Origin of the sequence: Microcystis sp. LEGE 00066 (assembly GCF_015207925.1) — a bacterium.
Lineage (GTDB): Bacteria > Cyanobacteriota > Cyanobacteriia > Cyanobacteriales > Microcystaceae > Microcystis > Microcystis ichthyoblabe_A.
On record NZ_JADEVX010000112.1, the window covers coordinates 1 to 14,727 of the forward strand.

The 14,727-nt window shown below is 44.2% G+C and carries 10 protein-coding genes and 7 pseudogenes; 8 read left to right on the top strand and 9 right to left on the bottom strand.

The window, feature by feature from the left end:
- Positions 1-104: pseudogene (locus IQ224_RS15285) on the top strand (IS1 family transposase); the annotation flags it as partial.
- Positions 105-204: 100 nt separating this feature from the next.
- Here IQ224_RS15285 and IQ224_RS15290 read toward each other — a convergent pair.
- Positions 205-969, bottom strand: coding sequence for a PD-(D/E)XK nuclease family protein (locus IQ224_RS15290; protein WP_002741023.1), 765 nt, complete (start codon positions 967-969; stop codon positions 205-207).
- 742 nt (positions 970-1,711) lie between these two features.
- Here IQ224_RS15290 and cbiT point away from each other — a divergent pair.
- Genes cbiT through cobA form a run of 3 tightly spaced genes read left to right on the top strand, consistent with a single transcriptional unit; the run spans position 1,712 to position 4,833 of the window.
- Positions 1,712-2,302, top strand: a complete 591-nt coding sequence (cbiT, locus tag IQ224_RS15295; RefSeq protein ID WP_002741022.1) for a precorrin-6Y C5,15-methyltransferase subunit CbiT — start codon at positions 1,712-1,714, stop codon at positions 2,300-2,302.
- 42 nt (positions 2,303-2,344) lie between these two features.
- Positions 2,345-3,262, top strand: coding sequence for a phosphatidate cytidylyltransferase (locus IQ224_RS15300; protein WP_036399468.1), 918 nt, complete (start codon positions 2,345-2,347; stop codon positions 3,260-3,262).
- A 53-nt stretch (positions 3,263-3,315) separates the two neighbouring features.
- Positions 3,316-4,833: a uroporphyrinogen-III C-methyltransferase gene (cobA, locus tag IQ224_RS15305; protein WP_002741020.1), complete on the top strand. Its 1,518-nt coding sequence runs from the start codon at positions 3,316-3,318 to the stop codon at positions 4,831-4,833.
- Positions 4,834-5,046: 213 nt separating this feature from the next.
- Here cobA and IQ224_RS15310 read toward each other — a convergent pair.
- A pseudogene (locus tag IQ224_RS15310) lies at positions 5,047-5,202 on the bottom strand (IS4 family transposase); the annotation flags it as partial.
- A 2-nt stretch (positions 5,203-5,204) separates the two neighbouring features.
- Here IQ224_RS15310 and IQ224_RS15315 point away from each other — a divergent pair.
- From IQ224_RS15315 to IQ224_RS15325, 3 genes and pseudogenes are all read left to right on the top strand, one after another.
- Positions 5,205-5,897 (top strand): annotated as a pseudogene (locus IQ224_RS15315) (RAMP superfamily CRISPR-associated protein); the annotation flags it as partial.
- A gap of 19 nt (positions 5,898-5,916) precedes the next feature.
- Positions 5,917-6,324, top strand: a complete 408-nt coding sequence (locus tag IQ224_RS15320; RefSeq protein WP_002741016.1) for a hypothetical protein — start codon at positions 5,917-5,919, stop codon at positions 6,322-6,324.
- Between the two features lie 5 nt (positions 6,325-6,329).
- Complete coding sequence (locus IQ224_RS15325) at positions 6,330-7,994, top strand: hypothetical protein (RefSeq protein ID WP_002741014.1); 1,665 nt, start codon at positions 6,330-6,332, stop codon at positions 7,992-7,994.
- Positions 7,995-8,178: 184 nt separating this feature from the next.
- Here the strand turns inward: IQ224_RS15325 and IQ224_RS15330 are convergent.
- The 4 genes and pseudogenes from IQ224_RS15330 to der all read right to left on the bottom strand — a co-directional run.
- A pseudogene (locus IQ224_RS15330) lies at positions 8,179-8,656 on the bottom strand (tail length tape measure protein); the annotation flags it as partial.
- A gap of 112 nt (positions 8,657-8,768) precedes the next feature.
- The gene (locus IQ224_RS15335) at positions 8,769-10,457 is read right to left on the bottom strand and encodes an Ig-like domain-containing protein (RefSeq protein ID WP_194033162.1); all 1,689 of its coding nucleotides are present in this window, start codon (positions 10,455-10,457) and stop codon (positions 8,769-8,771) included.
- A 414-nt stretch (positions 10,458-10,871) separates the two neighbouring features.
- The gene (locus IQ224_RS15340) at positions 10,872-11,747 is read right to left on the bottom strand and encodes an energy-coupling factor transporter transmembrane protein EcfT (RefSeq protein WP_002741009.1); all 876 of its coding nucleotides are present in this window, start codon (positions 11,745-11,747) and stop codon (positions 10,872-10,874) included.
- Positions 11,748-11,750: 3 nt separating this feature from the next.
- Positions 11,751-13,109, bottom strand: coding sequence for a ribosome biogenesis GTPase Der (gene der / locus IQ224_RS15345; protein ID WP_002741006.1), 1,359 nt, complete (start codon positions 13,107-13,109; stop codon positions 11,751-11,753).
- 287 nt (positions 13,110-13,396) lie between these two features.
- On the opposite strand from der, the gene IQ224_RS15350 reads away from it, so the two are divergent.
- Positions 13,397-13,867, top strand: a complete 471-nt coding sequence (locus IQ224_RS15350) for a DUF4079 domain-containing protein (protein WP_002741005.1) — start codon at positions 13,397-13,399, stop codon at positions 13,865-13,867.
- Between the two features lie 47 nt (positions 13,868-13,914).
- On the opposite strand, the pseudogene IQ224_RS15355 reads toward IQ224_RS15350, so the two are convergent.
- The 3 pseudogenes from IQ224_RS15355 to IQ224_RS24235 form a co-directional block, all read right to left on the bottom strand.
- A pseudogene (locus IQ224_RS15355) lies at positions 13,915-14,103 on the bottom strand (DUF86 domain-containing protein); the annotation flags it as partial.
- A pseudogene (locus tag IQ224_RS15360) lies at positions 14,088-14,418 on the bottom strand (nucleotidyltransferase family protein). The pseudogenes IQ224_RS15360 and IQ224_RS15355, both read right to left, overlap by 16 nt.
- Before the next feature lie 111 nt (positions 14,419-14,529).
- Positions 14,530-14,727, bottom strand: a pseudogene (locus IQ224_RS24235) (hypothetical protein); the annotation flags it as partial.

The following is a 14,727-nucleotide window of genomic DNA, read 5'->3' on the forward strand; positions in this document are numbered from 1 at the left end:
ATTCAATTCGATTACTAATTCACTACCTAAAATTTGAGGATGTTCCAGTTCCTTATTCAAATAACAGAAGTTATTTTCCTCTGAATGCTCGCCATTTTGCCTAATCATACCTTAATTCAGCAACGCCTCTTTTGTTATTATCGATCATGGTTAACCAGGCGGAGAAGGAGAATTGTCAGTGATCACTGATCACTGATCACTGATTTAGACAAAAGGATTGATTTCAGGGATATCATCGATCAAGGGTAAGTCTATTTGGCCCGATCGCTCTTGTGTAAGATAATAGGGACAATGAAGTTGACAATCGGGACGATGGGGAAAATCGACTAAATCATTTTGGTATGCTAATAGATAGCGATCGAGATCCTTCAATAAACGGCGTAAATCCCGTCCTGTCCGTTGGTGTAGTTTCTGGTTATAGTTAAAAGTAATTTGTTCGGGGTTGCGGGGTAACTGCACAAACCAATAGGTCATCGATAAACTATCAGGAGGATAAGCAGAAGTTTCTGCCAACACATACAGATAAAGTCTCGTCTGCCAATTTTTGGCTAGTTTGTCGGCATCGATAGGTTTTAAGTAGGTTTTCCAGTCAAAAATTACCGCTCGATCGCTCTCTAGTAAAATTAAATCATAGATAACCGTTAATAAATAATTACCCACAGTTAAACTGCGACAATGTTCCGCTTCTCGATTAGCTTCTCCCGGATTTTGGGCAATTGCCGGGGCGGCCTTTAATAGGGCTGTTAAACAATGTTCTAACTGTTCATTTTCGCGTAATAGGGACGTTATCGGCAGCCCTAATTCCCGCTGCTGTAATAATAGGTGAAACTGACTGCCCCATTCTTGCCTCTCCAATTGCCCAGGGTCAGCCGGTGTGTTAAGTTGCTCTAGATAGACTTTTTGAAATCTCGGTGGACAGGTTTCCAATAGGTTTAAATGGCCCTGAGCAAGACGATAGATATTAGACATGATAACTAGATAGGTATTAAAAACTTTCAGATGCCCCCCTTATTAAGGGGGGATTAAGGGGGGCAGGGGGGATCGAACCTAAAATCCATTTTTAATTTAATTATAACCAGCTACTTAGAGTTATCGTTGATAAAACAGGAGTTAGTCTATGGTTTTTGGCTGACAGATGCTAAGAAGGTTGAATAGCCAGAGTATTTAGTAACATTTGATAGACAATACCAAAAGAAATTGATTAGGACAATCTATGCTTAAGAAAAAGGATCATGACGGCCTTTCCCATAAAGATGAAGTGTAACCTAATTTGGTGTTGATGACCGAGGACTGACCCGCCAAAACAAAAACTTCCTATCTCATCATTAAGATAAGCTGCCCGCCTATTTAAATTGCTTGTTGAGATGAGGCACTGTTGCAGTGTTGCAACAGTAAAAGGATTGGGAGATATTGAGCTAATCTAAGGATCGGGGGTTAAAATACGTCTTAGCTTAAGTACCTAAGCAAAATTAATTACACATTTCGATAAAGCTTTTGCCTATTGCCTCTTGCCTATCTTCACTAGAAAATTTATTTTGCACGACTGCTTAACTGCTGTTGACCTGAAAAAGGCTATAATGACAGACAATAGCTTTTTAGAACTATAATCAGGGTTTTATGCCGAGAAAAGTCCCTGTTTACTTAATAAAAAAAATTTGACAAACTTATACAATAATGCTTGCTAGTCAAGCTTCTCGATCATTGATTCCCCATGACTTGGTTATATAAAACTCCCGGTATTCCCGATGAATTGTTTGAACGTTTACCCGGGATTCCCCTGAGTAAACGCGAGGTGAGATTATTGATGATTTCCGCTTTGCGGTTAGGCGATGGGGAGGTTTTCTGGGATATCGGTGCAGGAACCGGCACTATTCCCGTTGAAATTGGCTTATTATGCCCCAATAGTCCGATTATTGCCATTGAAAGAGATGAAGAAGTGGCCAGTTTAATCCGCCGTAATTGCGATCGCTTTGGGGTAAAAAATGTTACGGTTTTTGAAGGCAGCGCCCCCGATTGTCTGCCCAATATATCCCTAGCACCCGATCGCGTCTGTATCGAGGGCGGCAAACCGATTAAATCAGTCCTGCAAGAAGTGTGGCAATACCTGAAACCCAATGGCCGCATCGTGGCTACGGCCAATAATTTAGAAACCCTCTATCAATTTTCCGAAGGCTTTTCTAATTTACAGGCCCGTAATATCGAGATTGTCCAAGCGGCAGTAAATCGCCTAGAAACTAGGGGTATTCACCAAGTTTTTGCCGCCGTTGATCCCATGTTTATCCTGAGTGGCGATAAACTTTAATTGGGGATAACCTTCCATAAAGTTTTCTTAATCTATATAATTATGACAATGCCGCCTAATTTCTCTGGATTAACCATGCCTTGGCCACGCATTGTCAGCGCTATTTTTGCTATTGCCTTCGCACTGGGAATTATTATCGTTGGGGGTTGGTATTTCACCCTCGGCATCGGTGTTATCGTCTTTTTGGGACAATTAGAGTATTTTCGCCTAGTTCGTGCCAAAGGCATTGAACCGGCCGCTAAAACCACTCTCGTAGTTTCCCAATTACTACTACTGACGGCAACTATGGCAGCCCCCCTCACCGATGCCATGTTTCCCTTGGCCGGAGCGTTAATTTGTTTTTATCTGCTCTTTCAGCCTAAAATGGCGACAATTGCCGACATTTCCACCTCAATTCTCGGTCTGTTTTACGGTGGTTACTTACCTAGTTATTGGATTCGTTTACGGGTCGGTTTTTCTCCTGAAAGTAATCCTGTGGCCATGGCCAGTAACTTACCCCTGATGGGATATTGGCCGGAATCGTGGATGGAACCGAAATTATTCCCGGCCGCTTTGACGGTGACTTTTCTGGCCTTCGGTTGCATTTGGGCTGCCGATATCGGAGCCTATATCATGGGAAAATGGTTAGGAAAAACCAGTTTATCGCTGATTAGTCCCAAAAAAACCGTGGAAGGTTCCTTTTTTGGCATTTTAGGCAGTATAGCGGTGGCCGAGGTGGGTGCTTGGTATTTAGATTGGCCCTATTGGCAGCTGACGGGCCTAATTTTGGGCCTATTAATTGGTATTGTCAGTTTATTGGGCGATTTGACTGAATCGATGATGAAACGCGATGCCGGGGTCAAGGATTCCGGACAGTTAATCCCCGGTCACGGTGGTATCCTTGATCGCACTGATAGTTATGTGTTCACCGCTCCCCTAGTATATTATTTCGTCACTTTACTGCTGCCCTTGTTGGGCTAGTAATTTGTTTCTTCTCCAGTGCTAAATTCAAGATTAAACCCAAATTTGCGATTATGTCAGCAGTCGTCCATCCCCGGGGTAAAGTTTATCTTCTCGGTGCGGGAATCGGTCAGAGCAGTTTTCTCACCCTGCAAGCGCGAGCAATTTTAGCCACGGCCGAGGTTTTGCTGTACGATGCCCTAGTGGATAGTCAAATCTTCTCCCTCGTGCCGAAAACCTGTGTTTTAGTGGATGTGGGCAAACGGGGGGGACAACCCGGGGCCGAGCAGCATCAGATTAATCGGATACTGGTTAATTATTGTCAAGAGGGAAAACGGGTTATTCGGCTTAAAAGTGGTGATCCGGGGGTTTTTGGGCGAGTATATCCTGAAATGTTAGCCTTAAAGCAGGCTGGCTGTGATTTTGAATTGATAACCGGTATTTCCTCCGCTTTAGCCGCTCCTTTATTAGCTGGAATTCCCCTGACGGAAAAGGATATTAGTCGCTGTTTTGCGGTCTTGAGCGCTCACGATACCGAGTCTCTCGATTGGTCAGCCTTAGCTAAAATTGATACACTTGTGCTATTGATGGCTGGTCAGTCCTTAGGGCAAATTATCGAGAAATTATACCAAAATGGGCGGAATATTCACGACTCGATCGCTATTATCCGTCAGGCGGGACGCAAGGATCAACAAATTTGGCGCGGCACTTTAGAAAATATTCTCGCTCAAACCGCCGGGGTGTCCCTCTCACCCTCTATTATGGTCATTGGTCAAGTTGTGGATCTGGCGATTATGTCCTCTCCCCCACCCCTAGGCGGTAAAACTATTGTTATTACCCGTGCCGCCGAGCAAACGAGTCAATTTAGCGAAATTTTGCAAAATCAAGGCGCAGAAGTCCTAGAAATGCCCGCTTTAGAGATTCGTCCCCCCGACCGTTGGCAAGGTTTAGACGATGCCATCGCTCAGTTACAAGAGTTTGATTGGCTGATTTTAACTTCTGCCAATGCCGTTAATTTTTTCTTCGATCGCTTGACATTTTGGGGAAAAGATGCTAGGGCTTTAGCAACCGTAAAAATCGCCGTGGTGGGCAAAAAAACCAGCCAAGTTTTACACTCACGGGGATTAAAAGCAGATTTTATCCCGGGGGATTTTGTCGCCGATGCTTTGGTAAACGAGTTTCCCGACCCGATTAGGGGGCAAAAATTCCTCTTTCCTCGCGTGGAAACGGGAGGCAGAGAGATATTAGTTAAGGAATTAACGGCCAAAGCTGGTCAGGTGACGGAAGTAGCCGCATATTATTCCGGATGTCCCGCACGCATGGATAGGGGCATCTGGGAAGCCTTTCGAGAGGGAAAAGTCGATATAGTCACCTTTGCCAGTTCCAAAACCGTCCAGAATTTTTATCGGTTATTGGAACAAGAAACGGCAGAATTATCGGTTAATTCCCTCTTAGAAAAAGTTTGTCTGGCTTCTATCGGTCCGCAAACCTCAAAAACCTGTCAAGAGTTATTTGGTCGTGTTGATATCGAGGCGCGAGAATATACCCTAGAAGGATTGACTAGCGCTTTAATCGAGTGGAGTAATACCTGACATCCTCATCGCCGTATTTGCGGCAGCCGGGGTTGGGAGGATCAAAGCCCCTTAGAAGATCAAGAAGGATCAAAGCCCCCCTTATCAAGGGGGGTTGGGAGGATCAAAGCCCCCCTTATCAAGAAGGATCAAAGCCCCCCTTATCAAGCTATCCATTAGTCAGATCTTTCTTAACATAAAATTTGACAAAAAGAGAAAAGTGTGCAAGATGGCTCAAGGAGGTTCTATGGGGGGACTAATTTGATGAGATAGTTTCCAAGTCTGGCTGATATCATGTAACCTTCGCAGTCCCAACCAAATAGTTTTAACACCTGGTTCACCGTCACCTTTTCTACCTAAAAACCCCCCAAGAGAAGCAATCATTCTGACGTTCTATTCGCGGCCGTTTTCGTGCCGATATGAACAATATAGATGAAAAACATACATGGTACGGACACGAAACAATCCCAGGACAAGAAGACGGAGGAACCACCGAAGCAAAAGTTAAATTTGAATATGCTTCCCTCGTTTGGTTGCCGGTATTTTGTCCGGGACAGCCGATAGTTTGGGTCACTTCTCCCCTATTATTAAAACGCTACAAACAAATCACGGGAATCTCTGCAAAAGTACCCAATCCCTATACTGCTTCCCCTAGTTTACAAGCGCGAGTAGTGCAGGGAGTTAACCGCAATAGCAAAGTTTTATTTTTTAACTTAGGATTTCTCGAAATTGAACACTTAGAGGAGCTTTCCCCCTGGATTCCCCCGCAAGCGGATTTAAAAGCTTCTCAATTAGTCGTCGTTGATGATAACGATATATCCATGCTGCACGATATGGCACTCTACCGACAAAGCCGGGTTAAACTACTAGAAGGTCAGAAAAAAGTGGATACAGAAAAAGGAGCTTTTTTCAATGTGGAAGCTTTACCCGTGGGTAGTATTTTAGTTTTTCCCATTGCTTGCAAAGAAACAGGATGGCAACCTTTTGGAGAATCGGTAAACCAAAAAGAATTATATTTCGGAGGATTAGAATCTATCGGTTTTGGTCGTTGCCAAGTTACTATTTTAAACTACGCTAATCAATAATTACATTTTATCTAATATTATGGCTTGGAAAGAATACAATCTCGATCGCATTGCTCAGAAATTAGTTCTCGCTGCCAAACTACGAGACCGAGATTCTCTCAATCAATCTTTTAAAATGCGTGAATCCATTTCCTATGGACTAGAAAGATTCTGGGGTGAACATCTGCGCTTACAATCCAAGGAACCCAATAAGGCAAAATACTGGAAAGAAACTTGGGATAAATTAGTCGAAACCATGGCAGAAGCGGGGATTCCTATCCCTAACGATACCGTACAGATAAATAATACCGAATCTGTTCAAGCAATGGCAGAAAAACTCTGGGAATTAAAGCTAGAAGACCAGAGAATTACCCTCGCTGTTTTAACGCAACTATGCGATTGTTTAGTTTGGTGGACTCAAAGATATAAAGGAACAAAGGAACGATAAATTATATGGTTAATATTCCCGATATTGGTGACAAAATCCCCCTGATGTTTCGCGCACAAACTAAAGGGCGATCGCAATTACAATATATTGACTCTAAAAAAGATGAAAATGATAGCCAAAAATGGGTAAAGGAATGGATAGAACGAGTCGATGAAAATCCTCCCCAATTTGGTCAGGAAGTAAAAACCAAAGAATATCAAATATCGTGGCGATTCGTCACTAATGGGGGACAAGATGAAGGAATAATTCGGCCTGTAATGGGTGCTTATGGCATACCATTTTATCCCGGTTCCAGCATGAAAGGAGCCTTTTGTCAAGCTTGCACCCCCGAACAAAAACAACGTTATCACCTCGAAAAAGATAGCGATAACCCTAGTCTTTTGCGCTTCCATGGCGGTTATCCCGTTAATGATTGGACGGAAAATCTTTTAGATATTGTTCACCCGCAACAGGGATGGCAAGTAAAAACCCCAAACACTCGACAAAAACCCAGTGGAGAAAGTGGTTTTGCTTTAATTTCTCTCTATCAACCTACCCTAAAATTTGGCATTTCTACCTCAATAGAACAACCCGATTGGGAGGAAATTTGGACTATCTGGGAAAGAGCTTTAGAATCTGGTCTAGGATGCCGTGTTAGTAGCGGTTACGGCTTACCAAAAGACATTAAACCTTCAAAAGAACCTTTATATAAATGTTTTCTGAAAGGGCAAGGAATGGCTCCTAAAAGCCTCGATGGTGCAAGGGAATTTCGACCCAATATTTTTCGAGGAGCAATTCGCGGTCATGCCTTGCGTATTTTTGGCGGTTTAACTGATGCTAAAAATGCCGAAAAGTTAGTTAATCAGCTATTTGGAGGAATTGACGGAGAAGCAAGCCAAGGTTTACTAGCGGTCGATTTTTGTGTCAAATCTCTAGAGTTAGGAACCTTTGCCAAGGGTTACAACGAACCCACCTACACAGTAACAGGAGAATTACGCTGGATTCTCACCCAATCCCAATCTCTACCCGAAAACCAGCAAGAATGCTTAAAAAAATTAATTTGTTTTCTCACTCGTTTTGCCATGTTATTAGGAGGATTTGGTAAATCATGGCGACGAGCAGATCATAGTATTTTCTATGAGGATTATTATCCCAATAAACCCTTAATTGGCTGTCATTGGCAATGGGGGGATAAAAGTTCTTTAATCAACGATAATAAAGTCAGAGATTTAACTCATGTTCATCCCTTTATCAAAGATGTTCGCACTATTGCTAAACAATGGATGTCCTTACAAAAAGATATCCTCAGAACTCCCGATAATAGTGCTAACTGGCGAGAAAGTTGGCATCCTAAAAATGTCGAGGTTTGGGGAAGAATTGCCGAAGATAAAGATGATTCTCTAGCCATAAAATTGCTTCACAAAGCCTATCAAAAACTGGATAATTTAAGTATCTATAAAACCTCGGTGACAGGAAGTATCGATCAAATTGGTTGTCTTTGGCATCGAATGTATCCCCTTGTGAATATTATCACTACTGAACAGGGCAAAAAAAGACCGAAAGACACCTATAAATATCTAGAATTATTAACAATTTTTCCTGATGACTCTGATGATTGTGCTTATTTTCTAGGTTTTCTAGACGAGAATAATGGTCAAGAGGGAAAATTTCAAAAACTTTGGCCGAAATAATCCCGTTTATAGTTAAGTACCTAAGCAAAATTAATGACAAATTAGGATTAGTTGGAAACATAAAGAGTAAGGCTAATTCATTAATTAGCCCTACTCTTATCTCTTACCTATTACTGGACTTCCCTGTTGACAAAAGGCCATAACCTGTGCTATAGGAGGGATTAAAAGAATTTCTGCCGCCCCGTTACTGGGTACAAATTAGGGAAACCCCTAATAAATCTAACGCATGATTGTTGTAGTTCAGTCGGTCAAGTTATCTTAGAAAAACGATAACTTCCTTCTCTAATCGTACATTCTACTGTATGCAAGCAAATTGTCCCCAGGTCTTCCAACAAAGTCCGAAAGCTATGCACAGGAAAGTTCTCCTGATTCCGTTTTTTTCTCTCTTTAGATTGCACCGATTCACTGCGACTAGCTTTAATCACATTCAGAGAACCATCATCAATTTCTTCATCCTCAAATAATAAAGGAGCCAAGCACTGTTTTAAATGCCATTCCACATAATAAGCCAACATACATAAAAAGATATGAGCTTTGACTCTATCACCCTGATAATGATAGATAGGACGTACCTTTAAATCAATTGACTTATAACAGCGAAATGCCTCCTCCACTTGAGATAAACTTTTATAAGCTTTAACCGTCGTCGATGCATCCATCAACATTTACTACCAAATCATTACCAGCAGGTGCAGAGCAGAAGAAGTTAAGAACATTCCCCGCAATAATGGCCAGCAGGGGCTGGAGAAATAAGGCGGGGAATGTCTGCTTGAGCTAGAGCGCCTGGAACAGCACGTTGGTGTCGGAGAGGGTGGGAGAGCCGATCAACGTGACGATCGCCAACGGACTGAAGGTTGATCCCGCAGAGCCATCGGCATCGTAGGAGAGTACCCCGCCGCTGTAGGTGAGGTAACCGCCATCAATTGCACCTGTGTAGGTTGTAGTTCCCAAAGCCCCGCTACCCAAGGCTGTGAAGGCGCTGGCACCGGTTATATCGAACACGATGGTGTCGTTGAAACCGGTGATCACATCCTGCTGGTCGTAGATGCTCAGAAACTGGAAGGTGTCGCCGCCGCCACCGATGAGGGAATCGTTGCCGAACCCGCCGACGATGGTGTCATTACCATTACCACCATTGATGGTATCATTGCCAGATCCGCCGTAGATCAGATCAAAGCCGCCGAGTCCGATGATGTTGTCGTTGCCGGTGCCGCCCCTGATAATGTCGGCGCCTGTGCCGCCGTTGATGGTGTCATTGCCGTCGCCGCCATTGATGGTGTCAGTGCCGTCGATGCCGCTAAGGTCGTCGTCACCGGTTGATCCGGTGATGGAATCCGCGCCAATTGTACCTGAGCCAATCACACTATCGCCTCCAGACGGACCATCATTCGGGTCAGGACCGCCGCCCACGGTCATAGCGATGTTGGCCGAATTGGCAACACCCTGGTTGCCAAGGGTATCGAAATAGTCGTTGGACACCGCCACTGTTCCCGTTGGCGACTGGAAGTCAGTCGCGGTGAAGGTGGCGGTGTAGGTATCGCCATTAACGCTAGTGAAGTTGCTCAGCACCCCCTTGGTCAGGGTCACGTCGCTGGCGGTGAAACCGCTTACGGCTTCGCTGAACTGGAAGGTGACTGTGGTGCTAAAGTTCTGGCCGGTGAGCGGTGAGTTGTCGAAGGTGATGCCCACGGTCGGATTGAGCGTGTCAATCGTCACCGTATCCGTACCCGCTCCACCATTGTTACCGGCAATATCGGTGTAGCTATCGGCTGCTACGGACACCGAGCCGGTGGTTTCCACAGCATCGTCGGCCGTGAAGATGGCCGTATAGCTGTTGCCATCCACCTGGGTGAAGTCGCTCAGGGTTCCGCCGCTGACGTTCACATCACTGTCGTCAAAACCGGTGACATCTTCGCTGAATTCAAAGCTGACTAGAGAACTGTTAGTTCCGTCGTTCAGGGAAGCATTAACGATATCGACCGTCACTGTGGGTGGGGTATTGTCGTAGGGAACGAAAACAAATTGCCCATCTACCGCCTTGATACCACCAGTGCCATTGACGCTTGTGGCTCTGACACCAAGGGTGACAACACCCTGAGCCAATAACGATTCAATCTCTACCCCTTGATCCTTGCTGTAGCTGTAAGTGTAGGTATTACCCGCAGTCAGAAGATTGCTGCCATTATGCTCCGTTCCCATTAACCCCGTATCGGAAATCTTGTCGTATCCATCCCAGACGATACCAGTCCCATTCATATTGAGACTGTTATCCTTCGATAACAATCTGATAGTCCCATCCGCGTTGCTATCGCCATTCGACCACCAGAATGCGTTGAGGTCCATTGACCCCTTCTTCATATCAACAGTCCATTGATTTGTGACCGTGTTGTAAGAAGCGGTGAACCAGAGAGCCTGGGTGGTGTCGCCGTATTCCCAGATGTAAGTGCCTTCCTGCAATGCCATGATTAAAGACTCCAATTAACAATTCTATACATACGGCAGATTCAGGATCAGTCTGGTACATCTTCTAAGTGGAAACGCTTATCCAATAAGGAGTTATCGGTACAAAACGGACAGAAGAATCCCCGTATCTAAATGATAACAGATTATGTAGCGTATGTAACCATTTAGGGGGGGCAAGCAGCCAGTGGCATTGATTCTAACGCAGGCTCGTCACTACCATCAGCATCTCCGCCCTGAAAGGGTGACAACGAGGTTAAAGTCTAGGCTGGGTGTAGGCTGTGGGGAGTTTTTTGCTGTGAACAGTAAACAGTAATCAGTAATCAGTGCAAAGACAGTAGGAAACTTCTATTTAATACTGCACACTTAAAACTCAAATCTGATAACTGATAACTGATAACTGATAACTGATAACTGCTATAAACCCCCCCAAACTAATCGGGCTGCCCAAAAGGGAATTAACAAAAATAAAGCAATAAAATCAGCCCATCTTAACTTTAATTCGTGCCAGCGTACTTGATGCTGATTGGGACTGGTAAAACCGCGAACCTCCATAGCGATCGCTATTTGTTCGGCGCGCAAAAGCAAATTATCTAGTAATTTTTCCACTACTGTTAACCAGACGTTTAAACTTCTTTTAATCCCTAATTTTTGCCAATCGATCGCCCTAGTTCGCACTGCCCTAGCTAGATTTTGCACTTCTTCTAAAACCAGAGGAATAAAGCGCAAAGAGAGGGTCAAAGTCAGAGAAATTTCCGTCACTGGCACATTAAATCGCCGTAAAGGACTCATTAAATTCTCTAAACCTTCGGTAATTTCTTCCGGGGCCGTCGTCAATAAAAAGAGATTAGTGCTATAAATCAAAGTAAAAATTAGGGTACTAATTCTCACTGCTAATTCCAAAGAACGTCGGGTAACAAATAAACGACCTCTATCCCATAAAACATACTGATAATCACTTGCTGGCGGTAAATTCAGCCCTTCATCCGGTAAACGCGGCTGAATACTCACCCCTAAACCATCGGGAGTGATAGCAGTAATCAGAAAGACGATAATCGCTAAAAATATCAGCCAGCCCATCTGTTGCCGCCAGACGCGGGGGGGAATAGGTGCAAGCAGGGTTAAAAACATTAACAATCCCACCAAAGCTAAACGCCACCAAGGATTAGCCAATAAAGGTGCTGCTAAAAAAGCCATTAACCAGATAAATTTTACCCTGGCATCTAGTTGATGTAGTCGGGTAATCGGTTGATCGAGATAAAGACCGATGGGCAAACTTCGCAATAAATCCATAAATTAGACCTTGGTGGCTCTATTAACCGTTTTTTCCACTTCCCGCGCCGGTTTGCCGCGCCAGATTAAGCGGATCGGGGTTCCTTTAAAGCCTAACTGTTGCCGGAATTGCCCTTCGATGTAACGGCGATAGTTATCATTAAAGCGCTGGGGATCGTTAACAAAAAGGGCGATCGTGGGGGGTTGACTCGATACTTGCGTGCCATAGTATAGTTTCCCCTGTTTTCCGCCTCTGGTGGTGGGGGGATTGTGCCACTTAACCGCATCTTCGATTACATCGTTGATTACCGAGGTACTGACGCGACGACGGTGAGATTCGGCGGCAATATCGACTAATTCGAGGATTTTGGTGACTCTTTGCCCAGTCATAGCGCTGACAAAGATCATTTCTGCCCAATCCATAAAATACAGCCGATCTTGGAGCATTTTGGTATAAGTATTGATGGTGTAGGTGTCTTTCTCCACCGCATCCCATTTATTGACTACTAGCACCACCGCACGCCCTTCTTCAATGATTCGCCCTGCTAATTTTAAATCCTGTTCGGTGACACCATCTAGCACATCGATGACGAATAACACCACGTCAGACCGGCGAATGGCCTTAAAAGCACGGTTAATACTGAAAAATTCGGCTCCATAGTCCACATTCTTCTTACGGCGAATGCCAGCGGTGTCAATTAACCGATACACCTGTCCTTCTCGTTCAATTAAAGTATCGATCGAGTCTCTGGTGGTTCCCGAAATCGGACTGACGATCGCCCGTTGTTGTCCAGTTAAAGCATTGAGGAGACTGGATTTACCCACGTTAGGACGACCGATAATTGCCACTTTAATCTCTTCATTTTCGGGAATTTCCGCCCCGGGTGGCAAATATTTAATCAGAGCATCGAGTAGTTCGCCTGTACCAGAGCCGTGAATGGCCGAGATGGGGAAGGGTTCACCGATGGCTAATTCCCAGAATTCCGTCGCTTGCAGGATACCCTGTTCCACCGATTCACATTTATTAACTGCCAAAAGTATCGGGACATTTTGCTGTCGTAACCAAGCGGCAATTTCTCGATCGCCGGCGGTAATTCCTGCCTGGCCATCGACGACAAAAATCGCCACACTTGCCTCTGCTAGGGCGATTAAAGCCTGTTCGCGGATTAAAGGGAGAAATTCGCTGTCATCGTTAAAAACTAGCCCTCCTGTATCGACAATTTGAAAATCTCGATCGCACCAGAAAGCCGGTTGATAGGTGCGATCTCTGGTAATCCCGGGTTGATCAAAAACGATCGCCTGTTGATCTCCAGCGATACGATTGACGAGGGTAGATTTGCCCACATTGGGACGACCGATAATAGCGACGACAGGCAGTTTCATAAAGGGAGGAGGGGACGGAAATTAAAGACCCAATATTCTATCATAGCGATTTGCGATCGACCTTGGTTGATTTGAACGTTGGTTTACACAAAGGTAGTAGTGATGGAGATAGGAGTCGGTCGTCAGGATTCAGGAGACTATTTCCATTTATTCTCCCCATACCCCCCTCTCCTATAGCTTTTAAACGGGATTTAGTATGACAGGTCTAATGACCCAGAAAACAAGGAAGCGCGAGCGATTCATGTTAATTTTTATTAAGAAGCGATCTTTGATGAGAACAGACAACTATGAACTTCGAGATTCCCAGTGCCGTAAAAACTTGGTCACAATTTGGCCATCCCATTTTAATGTGGGTTTTATTAGGATTAACTATCTATGCGCTCTATTCGGGGCTACAATGGCGACGGACGCGGACAGCAGATAAAGACCTAAAAAAAGAATTATTGCCCAAAAATTTTCGCACTAAACACTATCAAATTGGCTCCCTAATCCTCGCTTTAATGGTGTTGGGGACGATCGGAGGTATGGCGGTGACTTATATTAATAACGGTAAATTATTTGTTGGTCCCCATCTGCTGGCCGGTTTAGGGATGGTGGGTTTAATCTCAATCAGTGCCGCTTTAGTACCTTTAATGCAAAAAGGCAACGAATTGGCTAGAATCACCCATATTACCCTTAATGCCGTCATTTTAGGTCTTTTTGGCTGGCAAGCCTTCACAGGAATGGATATAGTCCAGCGTATTCTCAGCAAAATGTGAGAAAACCTGAACAGAGAGGATGCGTCATCAGACGCATCTCACCGAACGCTGGCATCTCGCCAAGGAACTTCGGGGTATCTTCCTGGAAATTCTTGAGAAGTTGCTCTCGCTGCTTCACCAATAATTTGTCAATGATAGACAATCCAAGTTTGAATTAATTCTTGTTGTTCAAACACGGTTTTTCCCTGTGGAGCATACTTTTCTACACGCTCAATTGCTTCTAAAATATCCCGCAAGCGTTCGGTATTATCTCTCCTAGTGGTATTGCTTCTTTAAGTACCCGCTCTCTGATTCTATCTTTAAGTCCCTGTTCGGTAACAATATCAACTTTGCCGCCTAACAAAGCTTCCAGTTCTCGAATTAACGGCAAAGGAAACCAGGAACTCCGACGTTCGCTACAATAATCAATTAATAAATCAATATCGCTTTTTTCGTCAGCTTCTCCCCGTGCGACAGAACCAAAGATTCGCACGTTATTCGCGCCGTGTTTAGCAGCAATAAATAGCAATGATTTTTTCTCGTTTGTTTTTGAGTAATTCCTCAATTTTCATGATCTAAGTAGGTAGGCGTTAAAAGTTGTCAGATGCCCCCCTTGATCTATCCATTAGTCACATCTTTCTTAACATAAAATTTGACAAAAAGAGAAAAGTGTGCAAGATGGCTCAAGGAGGTTCTATGGGGGGACTAATTTGATGAGATAGTTTCCAAGTCTGGCTGATATCATGTAACCTTCGCTTAGGTACTTGTATTTCAAAACTGGCAAATCTAACTGTTAGTTTAGCTAGTCTAGCCTCGTGATTAGGATTGCGTTTTACTTGCACATCTAGGCTACCACAGGCTTTAACTTCTCTGATGGATTG

What these genes read in the sequence shown, in the direction of transcription:
- IQ224_RS15290 (WP_002741023.1), bottom strand. Translation starts at nt 969, where the DNA reads ATGTCTAATATCTATCGTCTTGCTCAGGGCCATTTAAACCTATTGGAA.
- cbiT (WP_002741022.1), top strand. Translation starts at nt 1,712, where the DNA reads ATGACTTGGTTATATAAAACTCCCGGTATTCCCGATGAATTGTTTGAA.
- IQ224_RS15300 (WP_036399468.1), top strand. Translation starts at nt 2,345, where the DNA reads ATGACAATGCCGCCTAATTTCTCTGGATTAACCATGCCTTGGCCACGC.
- cobA (WP_002741020.1), top strand. Translation starts at nt 3,316, where the DNA reads ATGTCAGCAGTCGTCCATCCCCGGGGTAAAGTTTATCTTCTCGGTGCG.
- IQ224_RS15320 (WP_002741016.1), top strand. Translation starts at nt 5,917, where the DNA reads ATGGCTTGGAAAGAATACAATCTCGATCGCATTGCTCAGAAATTAGTT.
- IQ224_RS15325 (WP_002741014.1), top strand. Translation starts at nt 6,330, where the DNA reads ATGGTTAATATTCCCGATATTGGTGACAAAATCCCCCTGATGTTTCGC.
- IQ224_RS15335 (WP_194033162.1), bottom strand. Translation starts at nt 10,457, where the DNA reads ATGGCATTGCAGGAAGGCACTTACATCTGGGAATACGGCGACACCACC.
- IQ224_RS15340 (WP_002741009.1), bottom strand. Translation starts at nt 11,747, where the DNA reads ATGGATTTATTGCGAAGTTTGCCCATCGGTCTTTATCTCGATCAACCG.
- der (WP_002741006.1), bottom strand. Translation starts at nt 13,109, where the DNA reads ATGAAACTGCCTGTCGTCGCTATTATCGGTCGTCCCAATGTGGGCAAA.
- IQ224_RS15350 (WP_002741005.1), top strand. Translation starts at nt 13,397, where the DNA reads ATGAACTTCGAGATTCCCAGTGCCGTAAAAACTTGGTCACAATTTGGC.